The 16,499-nt window shown below is 66.7% G+C and carries 9 protein-coding genes; 5 read left to right on the top strand and 4 right to left on the bottom strand.

Annotated elements, in window-relative coordinates; all coding sequences use genetic code 11:
• Positions 1–10 precede the first annotated feature (10 nt).
• Positions 11–1,366: an aspartate aminotransferase family protein gene (locus B0W80_RS15335; protein ID WP_077000082.1), complete on the top strand. Its 1,356-nt coding sequence runs from the start codon at positions 11–13 to the stop codon at positions 1,364–1,366.
• A 128-nt stretch (positions 1,367–1,494) separates the two neighbouring features.
• On the opposite strand, the gene B0W80_RS15330 is transcribed toward B0W80_RS15335, so the two are convergent.
• Positions 1,495–5,595, bottom strand: coding sequence for a calcium-binding protein (locus B0W80_RS15330; RefSeq protein ID WP_143684638.1), 4,101 nt, complete (start codon positions 5,593–5,595; stop codon positions 1,495–1,497).
• Between the two features lie 1,267 nt (positions 5,596–6,862).
• Positions 6,863–7,498, bottom strand: coding sequence for a Crp/Fnr family transcriptional regulator (locus B0W80_RS15325; protein ID WP_077000019.1), 636 nt, complete (start codon positions 7,496–7,498; stop codon positions 6,863–6,865).
• Between the two features lie 185 nt (positions 7,499–7,683).
• Here B0W80_RS15325 and B0W80_RS15320 point away from each other — a divergent pair, with 185 nt between their 5' ends.
• From B0W80_RS15320 to B0W80_RS15310, 3 genes are all read left to right on the top strand, one after another.
• Positions 7,684–9,303: a phosphatidylserine/phosphatidylglycerophosphate/cardiolipin synthase family protein gene (locus B0W80_RS15320; protein ID WP_179106934.1), complete on the top strand. Its 1,620-nt coding sequence runs from the start codon at positions 7,684–7,686 to the stop codon at positions 9,301–9,303.
• A gap of 77 nt (positions 9,304–9,380) precedes the next feature.
• On the top strand, positions 9,381–12,608 hold the full coding sequence (locus tag B0W80_RS15315) for an adenylate/guanylate cyclase domain-containing protein (protein ID WP_077000018.1): 3,228 nt from the start codon (positions 9,381–9,383) through the stop codon (positions 12,606–12,608).
• A gap of 21 nt (positions 12,609–12,629) precedes the next feature.
• Positions 12,630–13,280: a redoxin domain-containing protein gene (locus tag B0W80_RS15310; protein ID WP_077000017.1), complete on the top strand. Its 651-nt coding sequence runs from the start codon at positions 12,630–12,632 to the stop codon at positions 13,278–13,280.
• Positions 13,281–13,292: 12 nt separating this feature from the next.
• Here the strand turns inward: B0W80_RS15310 and B0W80_RS15305 are convergent, their stop codons facing one another.
• The gene (locus B0W80_RS15305; RefSeq protein ID WP_077000016.1) at positions 13,293–14,432 is read right to left on the bottom strand and encodes a GlxA family transcriptional regulator; all 1,140 of its coding nucleotides are present in this window, start codon (positions 14,430–14,432) and stop codon (positions 13,293–13,295) included.
• A 95-nt stretch (positions 14,433–14,527) separates the two neighbouring features.
• On the opposite strand from B0W80_RS15305, the gene B0W80_RS15300 reads away from it, so the two are divergent.
• A complete protein-coding gene (locus tag B0W80_RS15300) occupies positions 14,528–15,844 on the top strand; it encodes a tetratricopeptide repeat protein (RefSeq protein WP_077000015.1) in 1,317 nt (438 codons plus the stop codon).
• A gap of 48 nt (positions 15,845–15,892) precedes the next feature.
• Here the strand turns inward: B0W80_RS15300 and B0W80_RS15295 are convergent, their stop codons facing one another.
• Entirely contained in the window at positions 15,893–16,444 is a 552-nt protein-coding gene (locus B0W80_RS15295) for an SLATT domain-containing protein (protein WP_077000014.1), read from the bottom strand.
• Positions 16,445–16,499: the final 55 nt, after the last annotated feature.

Genomic DNA, 16,499 nt, shown 5'->3' with positions numbered 1-16,499 from the left:
TCCACCCGCCATGAGCACTCTCGCCAACACCGACTTTCCCGTCGGCGCCGTCCGCACCGATGCCGCCTGGCTCGACGCCCACTGGATGCCCTTTACCGCCAACCGGCAGTTCAAGGCCGACCCGCGCCTGATCGTGGAGGCCAAGGGCCTGTACTTCACCGACAGCGACGGCCGGAAGATCTTCGACGGCCTCTCGGGACTTTGGTGCAGCGGCCTGGGCCATGGCCGGCCCGAGATCACCGAGGCCGTGAGCCGCCAGGTCGCCAAGCTCGACTACGCGCCGGCCTTCCAGTACGGCCACCCGCTCTCCTTCGAACTGGCCAACCGCCTGCGCGACCTCACGCCCGAGGGCTTGGACTACGTGTTCTTCACCGGCTCCGGCTCCGAGGCCGCCGACACCTCGCTCAAGATGGCCCGCGCCTACTGGCGTGCCAAGGGCCAGGGTGGCAAGACGCGCCTGATCGGCCGCGAGAAGGGCTACCACGGCGTCAACTTCGGCGGCATCTCGGTCGGCGGCATGGTCGCCAACCGCAAGACCTTCGGCCAGGCCATCGAGGCCGATCATCTGCCGCACACTCAGCTGGCCGGCAACGCCTTCTCGCGCGGCGAGCCCGAGCAGGGCGCCGATCTGGCCGACCGCCTGCTCGACCTGATCGCACTGCACGACGCGAGCAATATCGCGGCCGTCATCGTCGAGCCCTTCTCCGGTTCGGCCGGCGTCGTCATCCCGCCCAAGGGCTACCTGAAGCGCCTGCGCGAGATCTGCACCGCCCACAACATCCTGCTGATCTTCGACGAGGTCATCACCGGCTTCGGCCGCGCCGGCGCCATGACTGGGTCCGATGCCTTCGGCGTGGTGCCGGACATCATGAACGTCGCCAAGCAGGTCACCAACGGCGTGCAGCCGCTCGGCGCGGTGATCGCGAAGAAGGAGATCTACGACACCTTCATGGCCGCCGGCGGCCCCGAGTACATGCTGGAGTTTCCGCACGGCTACACCTACTCGGCGCACCCCGTCGCCTGCGCCGCCGGCGTGGCCGCGCTCGACGTGCTCGTGAAGGAAGACATGGTCGGCCGCGTCAAGGCGCTGGCGCCCCACTTCGAAGCCGCCGTGCACAGCCTGAAGGGCAGCAAGCACGTCACCGACATCCGCAACTATGGCCTGGCCGCCGGCCTGACGCTGGCAGCGTTGCCCGGCGAGCCCGCACGCCGGCCCTACGAGGTGGCCATGGCGTGCTGGAAGAAGGGCTTCTACGTCCGCTACGGCGGCGACACCATCCAGCTCGCGCCGCCCTTCATCGCGGAGAAGGCGGATGTGGAGCGGCTGGTGAATGCGCTGGCGGATGCGTTGGCGGAGACGGCCTGAGGCGCGTTCGCCGTCGTTTTAGAGGTCGTGGTCATCTTGGAGGAAGCCGCGCGAGGCTTCCTCCGCCCACATCGCGAAGGGCGTTTTGCCAGTCGTTGCTTGCGAATGGAGCAGCTGATGCTGCCGGTTCAAGGCTCCGGCTGCTGCCAGGGCTGTTTCAGCGTGGACATGCCATCCTGTGTCGCGCTGTAGACGAGGCTTTCGATCTGCACAGCCGACATGGGCGCGGCGTCCTTGAACTTGAACTGCTCGATCTTGTAGGCGTCGCCTGCATTCCAGTTGGCCACCGTGAGCGTGTCGTCCGTGCCGGCGATGCTGACCTTGAGGTTGTTGCCGTCCATCTGGAAGCGCAGCTCGTCTCGCCCCACGCCGAAGTCGAGCACGTCCTTGACGTTGAGGGCCGTGTCGTACTCGTACACCGTGTCCTGGCCCGAGCCGCGGCCGAACAGGTAGATATCGGCACCCGAGCCGCCTTCGAGGGTGTCGTTGCCCGCGCCACCATCCAGCATGTCGTTGCCCTCCGCGCCGATGAGCTGGTCGTTGCCCTCGCCGCCGCGCAGATCGTCCGAGCCGCTACCGCCGTACAGGCGGTCGTCCTGCGCGCCGCCGAGGAGCGTGTCGTCGCCGTCTTCGCCCAGCAGCGTGTCCGAACCTGCACCGCCGTCGAGCGTGTCGTTGCCCTGGCGGCCGTACAGCGTGTCGTTGCCGTCCTGGCCCGCGATGGAGTCGTCGGTGGCGAAGCCGATCAAGGTGTCGTTGTTGTCGGTGGGGGCCAGCACCTTGGCCTTGAGGTCGTCCAGGCGCCATTCGATGCCGTCGTCGAAGAGGATGCGCTCCAGGGCATAGGGCGAGTTGCCGTCCTGGTAGAAGTAATGGCCCAGCTCCAAACGGTCGGCGCTGGCGGTGCCGTCGGGGTTGTTGAGGGTGATCACGAGCTGGTTGTCGGTGCGCCGCACGCTCAGGTCCGAGCTTGCGATGTCCGGGCCCAACCGGATCACGTCGTCGTTGCCCATCGTGAAGTCGTGGTCGTACACCACGTCCTGGCCCGAGCCCCGCCCGAACAGGTAGACGTCATTGCCCCGGTCGCCGATCAGCGTGTCGTTGCCTGCGCCGCCATCGAGCGTGTCGTCGCCGTCCTCGCCGCAGAGGTAGTCGTTGCCATCACCACCTTGCAGCACGTCGGCCCCAGAGCCGCCGTACTGCCGGTCGTCGTCGGCACCACCAATCAGGGTGTCGTCGCCCTCATGCCCGAACAAGGTGTCGGCATCCGCGCCGCCATCGAGCGTGTCGTCGCCCGCCTGGCCATACACCGTGTCGTCGCCGCCCAGTGCTGCGATCGTGTCGTTGCCGGCATAGCAGATCAGGTTGTCGGCGCCATCGGTCGCGACCAGCACCTTGGCCTTCATCTCGGCCAGGGTCCAGACCGTGCCATCGGCGAACTCGATGCGTTCCAGGGCATAGCCCGAAGTGCCGTCGTCGTAGAAGTAATGGCCCAGCTCCAGACGGTCGGCACTGCCGTTGATGGCCATCAGCAGGCCGTTGCCGCTGCGCCAGACCGTCACATCCGAGGGCGCGATGTCCGGGCCCAGTTGGATCGTGTCCACGTTGCCCGCCGTCGTGTCGTAGTCGAACACGATGTCCTGGCCCGAGCCCCGTCCGAACAGGTAGACGTCGTTGCCCCGGTCGCCGATCAGCGTGTCGTTGCCCGCGCCGCCATCGAGCGTGTCCTCGCCTTCTTCGCCGCAGAGGTAATCGTTGCCGTCACCACCTCGCAGCACGTCGGCGCCGTAGCCGCCGTACAGCCGGTCGTCGTCGGCCCCACCGATCAGGGTGTCGTCGCCTTCTTCACCGTACAGGGCGTCGGCGCCCGCGCCGCCATCGAGCGCGTCGTTGCCCTGGCGCCCGTAGAGCCAGTCGTCCCCGCCCAGGGCCGCGATGGTGTCGTTGCCCGCGTAGCCGATCAGGGTGTCGGCGCCGTCGGTTGCAACCAGCATCATGGCCTTGAGGTCTGTCAGAGCCCAGTTCGTGCCATCGGCGAAGCGAATGCGCTCCACCGCATAGCCCGAGGTGCCATCCTCGTAGAAGTAATGCGCCAGCTCCAGGCGGTCGGCGCCGACCGTGCCGTCGAGGCTCACGATGCCGATCATCAGGCTGTTGCCGTTGCGCCAGACCTTCACATCCGAAGGCGAGATGTCGGCATCGAGCTGGACCGTGTCCACGTTCCCGGCCGTGCCGTCGTAGTCGTACACGATGTCCTGGCCCGAGCCGCGGCCGAACCGGTAGACGTCGTTGCCGGTCTCGCCGATCAGCGTGTCGTTGCCCGCACCGCCATCGAAGGTGTCCGAGCCGCTGCCGCCGTGCAGGTAGTCGTTGCCCGCGCCGCCGTGAAGCGTGTCGTTGCCGTCGCTGGCGTACACCTGGTCGTCGCCGCCTCCGGTGTGGACGATGTCGTTGCCGGCGCCTGCGTTGAAATAGTTGGCCTGGGCATCACCCAGGTACATATCATCCCGGTCCGTGCCATACGAGGCTGCGCCCGCGTAGATGTTCATGTTGGCCAATTCGGCTCGAAGTGGCGAGGTGGCCGGCAGCGCCTCGACCCAGCCGCGCAGCGTCTCCAGGCCATCGAAGGCCACGGTCTGCAGGGTGGATGCGGCATGGCGCTGGAGATCGACCAGATCGAGCACTGCCGCACGTTCGTCCGCTGCCTTGCGCTGATCGAGAAGGCCGGCCAGTGCGGCGGTGTCGAAGCGGAGGCCGTGCTCGTCGATGGACAGGGAAATGGCGTCGAGGTAGGGCTTCAGGCGCGTTTGAACGACCAGCGCGCCATAGATGCTTTCCTTCAAGGCGTCGTAGCTTTGCTGCAGCAGGGCCAACTGGGCTGCCGGTGGGGCGAGGCCGTAGCCGGCCCGCGTGACCAGGCTCACTGCATCGGTGGTGTCGGTGCGGGTGGTGCCCGTGGTCATGGCGGTCCCGTTGGCCCCCGTGCTGTAGAAGCGCTCGCCGTTGAACACTTCGAGCACGCCAACGAGGTTGCGGTACTGGGTTTCGGTCATGCCTGCGGGCAGGCCGCTGATCTTGACGTTGCCGTCCAGGGTGGTTTCCAGGCTCTGCCAGAAGTCGGAGCTTTGGGCCCACTCGGTGAGGAGCGGGTCGAGCAAAGCGCGCTGGGCGTCGCGGGTGGTGGCGCTGCTGAAAGCGGCGAGGCTGATGCCGAGCGAAGGGCTCAGGCTGACGGCTTCGGCCAAGTCGCGCGCTCGGCCGGAGCCTTGCATGTCGGGCAAAGACTTCGCTTGTTCGGTCAGCGGCACAACACCCATGAACTCTCGATAGAACGGGTTCGATTCGAGATCGATGGCGCCGACGGTGCGACTCACTGAGACTCCATCCACGGTGCGGGTGAAGCTGGCGCTCTGGGCAATCAGGTTGCCGTTGACGGTGGTGCCGGCCTGGGTGCCGCCGGTGGTGTTGGTCGTGCTGCCGGTCAAGCCGATGCGGTTGATGCCCAGGGCATCGAGGCCAAACAACTCGCCTGCATCGGACACACCATCCTGGTCGAGGTCACGCCAGACCTTGACTTGGCTCCAAGCCACATCAGCGACAGTGAGTTGGCCGTCGGCATTCGTGTTGAGGTCGGCCATGGCATCGAAGCCATTGACGGCGTTACTGCCGTCCGCCTTGACGGTATCGATGCCGAAGAGTTCGCGGCCGGAATCGATAGCACCGTTGCCGTACAGGTCGCGAACGAGGATGCCGTCGTCAGCCCCAATCCAGCCGGTGCCCGTGCGGATGGTGTCGGCGTTGTGGTCGAAGAGAACCGAACCATCGGCGCGCTTCAGTTCGAGGCCATCGCCATCTAGATCGAGCATCAAGGGGTCGACGGGTTGGCGCCAAGCTCGAGCGGCCTGGAAGTTAGAGTTCGTCGCTAAATCCCCGCGCTTCTGCCGCTCTACCTCGTTGCTATACGCATCGCTGACAGCCTTCGCGATGGTCCAAGGTTGATCGCCAGCGCTGAGCCCATCGACCGCTGCTTGAATTGCATCATCTGACGCAATTTGATTCTTGTAATAAGCTGAATACACTCCGGCGGCGACGACAGCAGCTGCCGCATAACCGTTTGGCGCCGCGCCCAAACCGAGGGCGGCACGAACACCGATGTGGGCAAGGATCGACCCCTCCAACGCAGCGGTTAGGCGAATAATGTCGTTGAAAGAAATCTGTCCATCGGCCACCAATTCACTTGTTTCTACAAGTTCTTTCGATGTTAGAGCCGTCGTAGCTGCCAGTCCACCAATGGCGGCACCAAGTGGCCCTCCAACATATGCGCCGGCTTTCTCCAAAGCGCCTTTCAAAACAAAACCAGGAACTGCCACTTATCTGCTCCACATATTGAAAATGTAAATCGAAATAATCACAATGACGCAAGTTAAAAAAAGCTTCGTTGCATAGTAAAACAGCACAGCGTTACTAGATGCCGCATCCGCATCGTTTGTTTTTGGTGGTTTCTTCGAAAATGCAGACGAAAAATATTCTTCGGCATTAAATGTCATCCAGAATAAGATGCAACAAAGCAAAAAAACACCGACAACCATCAACACAATCAACAACAAGCTCATATTGTTGCCCTATAACAATTTTCCATTGGAAATTCGTGCGAGTTGTTGCAAGCTCAGCCTTCTATCTAAAATATTAATGGATTGCAGTTAGTCAAGGTCGCTCATTACACCCGCCCGAATAGCCACAGCAAGTCAAAACAGAATTGTCTAATGCATTCATTGAGTGGCTAAAGCCAAGATCAATACAATAGTAATCAAAATAACAACGAATCCAAGGGTTGCATAATCAAAATCGCTCTTTCCCTTCTTGCACGAGCCAAATACCTCTAGCATCCAAACAATGGCTCGCCCGAGGCCGTGACAGAACAAATTCAGAAAAAGATCGCCTAGCATGGTTGTCCGCTGGACGGTGTGATGTTAGAAATGTTTACTCAACTAATCTAAAAAATTGCAAAAAACGAAAGGCCTACGAAGAATCCGAATAATGGATATATTGCAGGCAACAAAAAACCCGCCAGCGCAAAAAACAAGAATCCAATGGTTGGCCATCGCCTAAAGTGGTCTGGTGGAATCGTTTTATAAAAATCTATTAGCTCGTTTCTCATTTTTGCCCGATTCAGGCCTATGAATGGACCAAGAATCAACGACCCTATGGACGTGAGCGTCCAGATCATTCCCGCCATAAACAGAAACGCTTTCATTGTGCTGCCTCAGATCAATGCAATTTTTGCTTGCATTGGTTCGTACGCCTTCTCTGGTTGGTTCTATTTAATGAGTCGACATTCCAAATGTGTTGTCGCTCGCACTCCGTCGTGGCGAAGGCCCGCCACCTTAGTCGGCCAGACGCGCTCGGTTGCAGCTCTGCCAGAATTCATCAGATTCCTTGCGCTTCGCCGCTGCCCCGCTGGCGATGGGTGGCCAACTGGAATAGCTTTCCAGCCCCTCACCAAGCCGCCGGCAACTTCCTCAAAATCACCAACCGCCCCTCCCGCTGCCCCATATACCCACCGGCAGTCAGCTCCTTCATCACCCGATTCACCATCTCCCGCGACGCACCCACCCGGTCCGCGATGTCCTGCTGCGTCAGCTTGTGGCGCAACAGGCGCTCCTCGCCGGCCGGCTCCGACAGTTCGGTGAGCACACGCACCATGCGCCCGTAGACGTCTTGCAGCGCCATGCTGCGCACCTGCTCGGTCAGGCGCCGCACCATGCGGATCAGCTTGCGGGTCAGGTGCATGGCGAAGTCGGGGTGTTCGGCCAGGAACTGGCGCAGTTCCGAGCCCTGCACCACGCGGCAGCTGCAGGGCTCCATGGCCTTGATCGAGGCCGAGCGGCGTTCGCCGTCGATGGAGAGCTCGCCGAAGTAGTCGCCGGGGCCGTATTCCGACAGCACCAGCTCGCGGCCGTCGTCGGAGCTGGCGTAGATCTTCACGCGGCCGCTCAGCAGGATGTACAGCGAATCGGTGGTGTCGCCCTCGTTGATGAGGATCGCGTTGGCCGCGAAGCCTCGCGTCAGCCCGTGCGGCGCGATGGCGTCGAGCAGGTGCTGCGGCAGGCGGTCCTGGGCATCGGAACTCATCGACTCTCCGGCGGTGCTGCGGTGCGGAAATTATGGGCGCGCCGCGCCGCTGGTGTGACGTAGTTCACATCCACGCGGCGCACTGCTCACTCGTGACAAAGCGTTGCTTTCTCTAAATTTGCGGCATGGCCGGCACAAGCTGTTTCCGCCGGCCTCCACAGCCACAAGCCGCCTCGGAGTCCGTCATGTCCACCCTCTCGTTCAAGCGCAACACCCCGCTGACCGCCCCCGGCGCCAGCCTGCGCCTGTTCGCGATGGCGCTGCTGCTGGCACTGGCGGCCGTGCTGACGGGCTGCGCCGGCCTGCCCATCGGCGTGCAGCGCCCCGTGTCGCAGGCCCGCGCCGACGTGGCCGACACGCAACTCGCCGCCGTGGCCGCGGCCTCGCTGCCCGGTGCCGACGGACAGCGCTCCGGCCTGCGCCTGCTGCCGGCCGGCGACCAGGCCTTCGAAGCCCGCATCGCCTTGGCCCGCGCGGCCCAGAAGAGCATCGACGCGCAGTACTACGAGATCGCCGACGATGCCTCGGGCCGCCAGTTTCTGCGCGCCCTGGCTGAAGCCGCCGCCCGCGGTGTGCGTGTGCGGCTGCTGGTCGACGACCTGCACGCCGCCGGCGAAGACGCGCTGCTGGCCGGACTGGCCGCCCGCCCCAATCTCGAGCTGCGCATGTTCAACCCGCTGGCGGTGCGCACCGGCGGCGTCGCGCAGCGCGTGGTGCGCTCGGCGCATGACTTCTCGCGCATCAACCGCCGCATGCACAACAAGCTGTTCCTGGCCGACAACCAGTTCGCCATCACCGGCGGCCGCAACGTCGCCGACGAGTACTTCGACCGCAGCGGCCCGGACAATTTCATCGACATGGACCTGCTGGCCGCCGGCCCGGCCGTGCAAGACCTCTCCGCCGTGTTCGACGGCTACTGGAACAGCGAGCACGCGTATCCCATCCAGAGCCTGGTCGCCGCTTCTCTGACGCAAGATCGGGCCCGCCGCCACTTCGACGCCGCCGTGCTGCAAGACGAAGCCGCCGACCTGCCGGTGACCACGCGCGACGTGCTGGGCCAGACCAGCGTCGCCACCCAGCTGGCCGCCGGCCGCATCGAGCTGCACCTGGCTGCCGTGCGCGTCATCGCCGATGCACCCGCCAAGGCCGACGTGGCCGACCAGTCGATGGCCGACGGTGCCGTGATGACCGGCAAGCTCGAGTTGCTGCAGTCGGCCCGCTCCGAAGTCGTGCTGGCCTCGCCTTACTTCGTGCCCGGCCGCCGCACGCTCGAAGTGCTGAAGCAGGCGACCGACAGCCGCGTGCGCGTGTCCGTCATGACCAACTCGATCGCCACCACCGACGAGCCGCTGGTGCATGCCGGCTACGCCCGCTACCGCACCGCGTTGCTGGGCATGGGCGTGTCGCTCTACGAGCTGATGCCCGGCACCGGCGACGCCAAGGCCGCTGCCGTCGGCGAGCGCCGCGGCTCGCTGGGCCGGCTGCACGCCAAGGCCGCGGTGGTCGATGGCCGCTGGCTCTACATCGGCTCGATGAACATGGACCGCCGCTCGGCCCATTCGAACACCGAGATGGGCCTGATCGTCGACAGCCCCGAGCTCGCCGCCCAGCTGGCCAGCCTGCTGCGCGGCGACCGCCAGCCGCCCAGCTACGAAGTGCGTGCGGCCAACGGCGGCAACGGCCTGCAGTGGATCGCCAAGGGCGGCACCGAGCCGATCGTGTTCGCGCACGAGCCCAACCTGCGTTGGGGTGCGCAGTTTCGCCTGGGCTTCGTGTCGGCCTTCGTCAACGAAGAGCTGCTCTGAACCGGATGCGGGTGCGCAGCCCGGGTGGGCGCCACCCCCTGCCGCACGCGTGAGGCCCGCAGTACCATGGCCCGGCCATGGCCTGCCCCGCATGCGGATACGACGCCGACCGCGACTTCGCCTTCTGCCCCAAGTGCGGCACGCGTCTCGCACCGCAGGCCTCTGCGCCGGCGCCCGCCGAGGCGCCCGAGCCCCAGCCCGAATCCGACCGCCGCATGGTCACCGTGATGTTCGCGGACCTCTCGGGCTTCACCGCGCTCTCGCAGACGATGGATGCCGAGGACGTGCGCGCACTGCAGACCGAGTTGTTCGCGCTGATGTCCGGCGCCATCAAGCGCTTCGACGGCTTCGTCGAGAAGTACGTCGGCGACGCCGTCATGGCCGTGTTCGGCGCGCCGGTCGCGCATGAAGACGACCCCGAGCGCGCACTCAACGCCGCCTTGTCGATGCACCGCCAGGTGGCCGGCCTCAGCGCGCGCTGGGCGCCTCGCATCGGCCGGCCGCTGACGCTGCACATCGGCGTGCACACCGGCCCGGTGGTGGCGGGCCAGCTCGGCGCCAACGACGAAGCCGCCTATGCCGTGACCGGCGACACGGTCAACGCCGCCTCGCGCCTGCAGAACGCGGCGACCGACGGCCAGACCATCGTCAGCCGCGCGACCTGGATGCTCGCGCGCCACGCCTTCGTCTTCGCGTCTGCAGGCGAGCTCACGCTCAAGGGCATCACGCAGCCGATGCCCGCCTGGCGACTCGAGTCCGCGCTCGCGGCGCCGCAGTCGACCCGCGGGCTGCAGGCGCATGGGCTGACCAGCGGCATCGTCGGCCGCGGTGCCGAACTGCAGCGCCTGCGCGATGCCTTCGATCAGATGCGTGCCGGGCAGGGCGGCCTGCTGCGCATCGTGGCCGAGGCCGGCACCGGCAAGAGCCGGCTGGTGACGGAGTGGCTGGCGCAACTCGATGCCGAGGGCCGCCTGGCCGACGTCGCGTTGCGCCGCGCCAGCTGCTCATCGCTGGGCGAGCGCGCCTACGGCGTGCCGGCCGCGCTGCTGCGCGATGCCTATGGCCTGTGCCCGCAGGACGAGCCGGCCGAGGCGCGCCAGAAGCTGATCGCGGCCCTGGCTGCGATGGGCGCGCAGGCCGACGAGGCACAGCAGCTCGCGACCTTTCTCGGCCACGTGCTCGGCATCGACGGGGAGGGCGCGCCCACCCGTTACCTCGACCCCGAACAACTGAAGCAGCAGATATTCGCCGCGCTGCTCGCCGTGGTGGAGCGGCGCCTGCAGCAAGGCGCCCCGGTGCTGATGGTCGTGGAAGACCTGCACTGGGCCGATGCCGCCTCGCTCGAACTGCTGAGCTTTCTGCTCGGCCGGTTGCGCGAGCGCCCCTTCATGCTGCTGGTGACGCAACGGCCCGCGCCTGTGCTCGAAGCCTGGGCCGAAGGCGCAGGCGCTGGCACGCAGACCGTGCTGCGACTGGAGCCCTTGTCCGCGCGATGCAGCGAGCTGTTGCTCGACACGCTCTTCGGCAGCGCCACCCAGGCCCTGCCCGAGCCGCTGCGCCGCCGCATCGTCGAGCATGCCGGCGGCAACCCGCTCTTCATCGAAGAGATGGCGCGCGCGCTCATCGCCGACGGCTTGCTCTCGCGGCAAGCGGATGGCTGGACCTGCAGCCCGCACGCGACCGCAGTGCAAGTGCCATCGACCATCCACGGCCTGCTGCTGGGCCGCATCGACCGGCTGCCGCCGGCAGCCCGCCGCACGCTGTGCGAAGCCGCGGTGATCGGGCCCGAGTTCGCCGAGCCACTGCTGCGCGGCATCGCGACCATGGCGCAGTCGCTGCCGCAAGCGCTGGCGTCGCTGGTCGATGCCGGCCTGCTTGTGGCGACGGCGTCGCCGGACGGCCAGCGCTTCCGCTTTCGCCACGGGCTGTTTCAAGAGGTGGCCTACCAGAGCCTGCTGATGAGCCGCCGCACCGAGCTGCACACGCGCATCGGCGAAGCGCTGGAGCGCCAATGCGGCGCCGTGCCGCGCCAGCTCGAAGACCTGCAGGCCCTGGCCCATCACTTTCGGCTGGGCGCGGACAAGGCGCGCGGTGCGCATTACCTGGTGGCCGCGGCCGACTGGGCCCGCAACGCCTACGCCAACGACGACGCCATACGCGACTACCAGCTCGCGCTGGAAACATTGGCGTCATGCGATGCCCCCGAAGCCCGCCGGTTGCCCGTGCGCGAGCGCTTGGGCGACGTGCTCGCGCCCGCCGGCCGCATCGCCGAAGCCACGGCGCAGCTCGAAGCGGCGCGCCAGGCCCATGCGCAGGCCGCCGACCGCGTGGCCGAAGCGCGCCTGCTGCGCAAGATCGCCTCGCTGCGCTGGGAGATCGGCGAACGCGCCGAGGCGCAAGCCTGCCTGGCCGCCGGCCTGGCCTTGATCGACGGCGCCGCGCCGCACATCGAGCACGCGTGGCTCTACCAGATGATGGGCGAGCTGCATTTCCGAAACGCCGACAACCATGGCGCCCTGGACTGGACCCAGCGCGCAGTCGACCACCTGAGCTTGCTGGGGACTCGGCAGTTGGCCGAATCGCCCGAATCGCCCGACGAGCCCGAGAAGGCTGAGAAGCGTGAGAAGCCTGACGAGTCCAAAGAAGAAGCACGCCGCGACCTGCAGTCCGCCGTCGCGCTGGTGCACAACACCCAGGGCGTGGCCCTGGCCCGGCTCGACCGCCTCGATGAAGCCGTTGCGCAACTGGAGCGCAGCGTCGCCGTCGCACGCGAGGCCGACCTGCCGCAGGCCGAATGCCGGGCCTTGTCGAACCTGGGCGTGCTCTACAGCTCCAGCCACCCGCAGCACGCCATCGAAGCCTGCGAGCGCGGCCTGCAGACTGCGCGCCGCATCGGCGACCTGGGCCTGCAGTCGCGCCTGTCGGCCAACCTGGCGGTGGCCTACTGCACTCTCACCAACCGCTGCGACGAGCGCGGCGTCGGCGCGGCCCAAACCGCCATCGACATCGACCGCAGCACCGGCCAGCTCGACCACCTGGCCGTGTCGCTGGTGGTGCTGGCCCAGATCCATCAGTGCCACGGCGACGGCGCACGCGCCATGGGCCATTACCGCGAAGCGCTGGCCCTGGCCGAGAAGAGCGGGGAGCCGCAGTTACTCTTTCCCTGCTACGAAGGGCTTGCAACCCTGTACCTCGATGTCGATGATGGTGAACAGGCCGAGCGCTACATGGCGCTGGCCCAGGACACCTGCCAGCGCGCAGGCCTGGACCCCGACGCGCTGGTCGTGCTTCCGTTCCTTTGCTGAGCTGCAGAAGGAGTTCTCATCATGTCCATGGCAATGCACCCCGTCGCCCCGGGTGAAGTGGCGCCCGGCTTCGCGCTGCCGGCGGTTGCCGGCTCCGGCATCATTTCGCTGGACGACTACCGCGGCCGCAGCCCGCTTTTCCTGTCGCTCATGCTGGGCCTGTGGTGCCCATTCTGCCGCCGGCAGCTGGCGCAGCTGGGCACCTTCGAAGACAAGCTCAAGGCCATCGGCGTCGACAGCCTGGCCGTGGTGGCCACGGCGCCCGAGAACGCGCGGCTCTACTTCAAGTTCAGGCCCACCCGCGTGCCGCTGGCCGCCGACCCGGAGCTTTCGACCCACCGCGCCTACGGCCTGCCCAAGCCCGTGCCGACGCCCGAGGTGATGCAGGCCATGGACACCATCCGCATCAACCCCTTCGGCGATCTGCCCGAGCCCCTGCCGATCTCGCAGGTGGGCAAAGTGATGCAGGAGAAGGACGGCTACCAGTACACGCCGGCCGACCAGGTCGACGTCGAGAAGCAATGGCCGCAGCTCAAGGGCCTGTTCATGATCGACCGCACGGGCGTCGTGCGCTGGGCGTATGTGGAGTGCGCGACCGAGGGCCTGGCGGGCCTGGGCAAGATGCCGTCGGCGGACGAAATCCTGGAGGCTGCGCGCAGCGTTGCTGCCTGAGTCGTCCGGTCGCTAAGCGAGCGCCGCGGCGCGCCTTCGGCCCATGTTTCCAGTGTCGCCCGCGCTGGCCGTACTGCCGATGCTGCAGGTGTCGCCCGACAGTGCCGCGCGCAGCCCGCCGAAGCGCCGTCGGTACTGCGGCGGCGTCAGGTTCACCTGCCGTTTGAACAGCCGGCCGAAGAAGGCTGCATCGTCGTAGCCGACCTCCTGCGCCACGGCGCTCACCGGCAGCTCGCCCGTCTCCAGAAGGTGCTTGGCCTCCTCGATGCGCATCGTGTGCACGTATTCGAGCGGCGCCATGCCCGTCGCCTGCTTGAAGCGACGCTGGAACGAACGCGCCGGCAGCCCGCTCAGCTGAGCCATCGCCGCCACCGGCGCCGGGTCGGCGTAGTGCTCGGCGATCCAGGCCTGGCAGCGGCCGATCAGCGCGTCGTCGAGCTGGCGAGACCGAGCCACGCGCGCGAAGGGCTGCTGGCCGACCTGATGCCAGTCGATCAACAGGATGCGCGCCACCTGCATCGCGGTCTCGACATCGATGCAGCGTGCAATCACGTAGAGCCCGAGGTCCATCCATGAACTGCCACCGCCCGCCATCACCAGCCGGTGCCCGTCGCCGGTGACCATCAGCGCGCGCTGCGGCTGCACGCGCACGGCAGGGTGACGACGCTGCATCGTGTCGCAGTAGGCCCAGTGCGTGGTGGCCTCGTAACCGTCGAGCAGGCCGGCCTCTGCCAGCAGCATCGCGCCCGAACAGGCGGCAGTCATCAGCGAGCCTTCGGCATGGCAGCGGCGCAGCCATGCGGCCTCGCGCTCGAACATGCCCGCTTGCCGATCGTCCAGCGCCAGCATCGATTCGGGCACGCACACCACGTCGGGCGAGGGGCAGTCCGACATCGGCAGATCGACGCGGATCGGCAGGCCGTTGCAGCCCGTCACCTGGCCGGGCATCGCGGCGACGATGAACGGATCGAGCACCGACTGGCCGTACACCCCGCTCACCACCCAAGGCCAGCCGCGGCCCGCGCACTTGAACATCTCGTACATGCCGTAGACCACCGAGGCCGAGCTCAGTGGCGTGGCGACGATCGCGATGCGCGGCAGCCGCGCGGCGATGGGCGTCGCAGTCGTGCAGGTGCTCGTTGGCCGATTCATCAGTCTTGTTGCCGGAATGGCTTCGCGTGCGGAAGTGCGGCGAATTTACGCTCGACTCGCGATCCGCTCAACCAACACCCCACAGGAGATAGACCATGGCCACCACCCTACGCGACGCCCACGGCGAAGCCCTTTCCACCACCGACCGCGCGTCCCTGGCCGCCTACGACCAGGCGCTCGAACTGTTCCACGGCTATCAGCTCGATCCGGTCGCCGTGCTGGCGCCGGCGCTCGAGCGCGACCCCGGCTTCGTTTCGGGCCACCTGCTGATGGCGGGCATGGTGCTCGGCGCCTTCGATGGGTCGATGTACGGCATGGCGAAGGCCTGCGTCGATGCCGCGGCGGCCAACGCCGTCAACGCGAACGAACGCGAAAAGTCGCTGATCGGCGCGCTCGGCGCCTGGAGCCAGGGCGACATGCTGCGCGGCAACCAACTGCTGGGCCGGCACTTGGTCGACCATCCGCGCGATCTGTTCGCGCTGCAGATCGCGCATGCCAGCGACCTCTTCCTCGGTCATTCGTTCATGTTGCGCGACCGCGTGGCGCGCTCGCTCGCCCGCTGGAGCGCCGAAGACAAGGGCTACGGCTACGTGCTCGGCATGTACGCCTTCGGCCTGGAGGAGTGCAACGAGTACGCACGGGCCGAGGCCATGGGCCGCCGTGCCGTCGAACTGCAACCGCGCGACAGCTGGGCCGTGCATGCCGTCGCGCACGTCTGCGAAATGCAGGGCAGGGCAGCCGACGGCATCCGCTGGCTGAAGGCCACGCAGCACGGCTGGGCCGCCGACTGCGCGATGGCCGTGCACAACCACTGGCACCTGGCGTTGATGCACATCGGCGCCGGCGACGTGGGCGCGGCGCTGGCGCTCTACGACGCTGCCGTCACGCCCGTGCCCGAGTCGGTGGCGCTGAACCTCAACGACGCGAGCGCGCTGCTGTGGCGGCTGACGCTGCAGGGGCTCGACGTGTCGGACCGCTGGCAGGCCCTGGCCGCGCGCAGGGCCGTGCAGGCGGCGTGGGGCTGCAATGCCTTCAACGACATGCACACCGTGATGACCTTGGCCGCGGCCGGCGATGCAGGTGCCGCGGACGAAGGCATCGCGGCGATGAGCAAGGCGCAGCACCATCCGGATGCGCACGAATGGGACGTGGGCCGGCCCGCTGCGAGTGCCTTGCGGGCCTTCGCGACCGGCCAGTACGCACGCTGCATCGAGCTGCTGCTGCCCTTGATCGACGCCAGCGCGCCGCTGGGCGGCAGCCATGCGCAGCGCGACCTGCTGCACCTGACCTTGATCGAAGCCGCGAGCCGGGCCGGCGACCGGTCGCTGGTCAGGGCGATGGGCGACGAGCGCGCGGCGCGCAAGGTGGCCACGCGTGCAACAGCGCGGGCCGAAGCGGCGGTTGCAGCCTGAACGTCGTTGCGTGCCAGGCGCCGGTCCATCAGGCCGGCGCCTGGCCGCCTACTTGCCCTTCTCGCGAATCACCTTCCACTTCGCTTCGTACTCGTCGATCAGCCGCTCGTATTCCTTGAAGCCCCATATCGCGATCTCGTCCTGCCGGGCTTCGTAATCGGGGCTTCGCTCCTCGAACTCGAGCTGCGCCTTGAGGTTCTCCAGCTCGCCGCAGTGCTGCATGATCACCACCCACAGCTCCCGCGGCGTGTAGAACCCGCCGGCCAGCGTGATCAACGTGATGATCGCGCTGATCACCAGCACCACGTTCGCCGCAACGATGCTCTTGTCCGACGACATCGTCTGAAAGCCGGTGATCACCGTCACCAGCGCCGACAACGCGGCGGCGGACATCTGGTAGCCGAAGTTGAGGCGGCGATACCACTTGGCCAGCTTCAGGCGCTTGCTGTAGGTCGCCTCGATCTGGCGGTAGACGAAGGCGAGCTGCGTTTCGGCGTGCTGGCGAGGCTGCTGTTGTTGCTGCTGCTGGTGCGAAGCGGGGTCGCCCGAATCGAAGGCCGGTTCGAAGAGCTGGATGCTCGCGGTGGGCTCAGCGGACATGGCGCGGTCCTTTCGCCTGCGGCGACCCTCGGGAGGGGAGGGATTGCTGGGGGAT

Origin of the sequence: Variovorax sp. KK3 (genome assembly GCF_001984055.1) — a bacterium.
Classification (GTDB): domain Bacteria; phylum Pseudomonadota; class Gammaproteobacteria; order Burkholderiales; family Burkholderiaceae_C; genus Variovorax.
The sequence above is the reverse complement of the archived record's forward strand: the minus strand, read 5'-3'. Positions and strand labels throughout refer to the sequence as shown.

What these genes read in the sequence shown, in the direction of transcription:
- B0W80_RS15305 (WP_077000016.1), bottom strand. Translation starts at nt 14,432, where the DNA reads ATGAATCGGCCAACGAGCACCTGCACGACTGCGACGCCCATCGCCGCG.
- B0W80_RS15325 (WP_077000019.1), bottom strand. Translation starts at nt 7,498, where the DNA reads ATGAGTTCCGATGCCCAGGACCGCCTGCCGCAGCACCTGCTCGACGCC.
- B0W80_RS15315 (WP_077000018.1), top strand. Translation starts at nt 9,381, where the DNA reads ATGGCCTGCCCCGCATGCGGATACGACGCCGACCGCGACTTCGCCTTC.
- B0W80_RS15310 (WP_077000017.1), top strand. Translation starts at nt 12,630, where the DNA reads ATGTCCATGGCAATGCACCCCGTCGCCCCGGGTGAAGTGGCGCCCGGC.
- B0W80_RS15300 (WP_077000015.1), top strand. Translation starts at nt 14,528, where the DNA reads ATGGCCACCACCCTACGCGACGCCCACGGCGAAGCCCTTTCCACCACC.
- B0W80_RS15320 (WP_179106934.1), top strand. Translation starts at nt 7,684, where the DNA reads ATGTCCACCCTCTCGTTCAAGCGCAACACCCCGCTGACCGCCCCCGGC.
- B0W80_RS15335 (WP_077000082.1), top strand. Translation starts at nt 11, where the DNA reads ATGAGCACTCTCGCCAACACCGACTTTCCCGTCGGCGCCGTCCGCACC.
- B0W80_RS15295 (WP_077000014.1), bottom strand. Translation starts at nt 16,444, where the DNA reads ATGTCCGCTGAGCCCACCGCGAGCATCCAGCTCTTCGAACCGGCCTTC.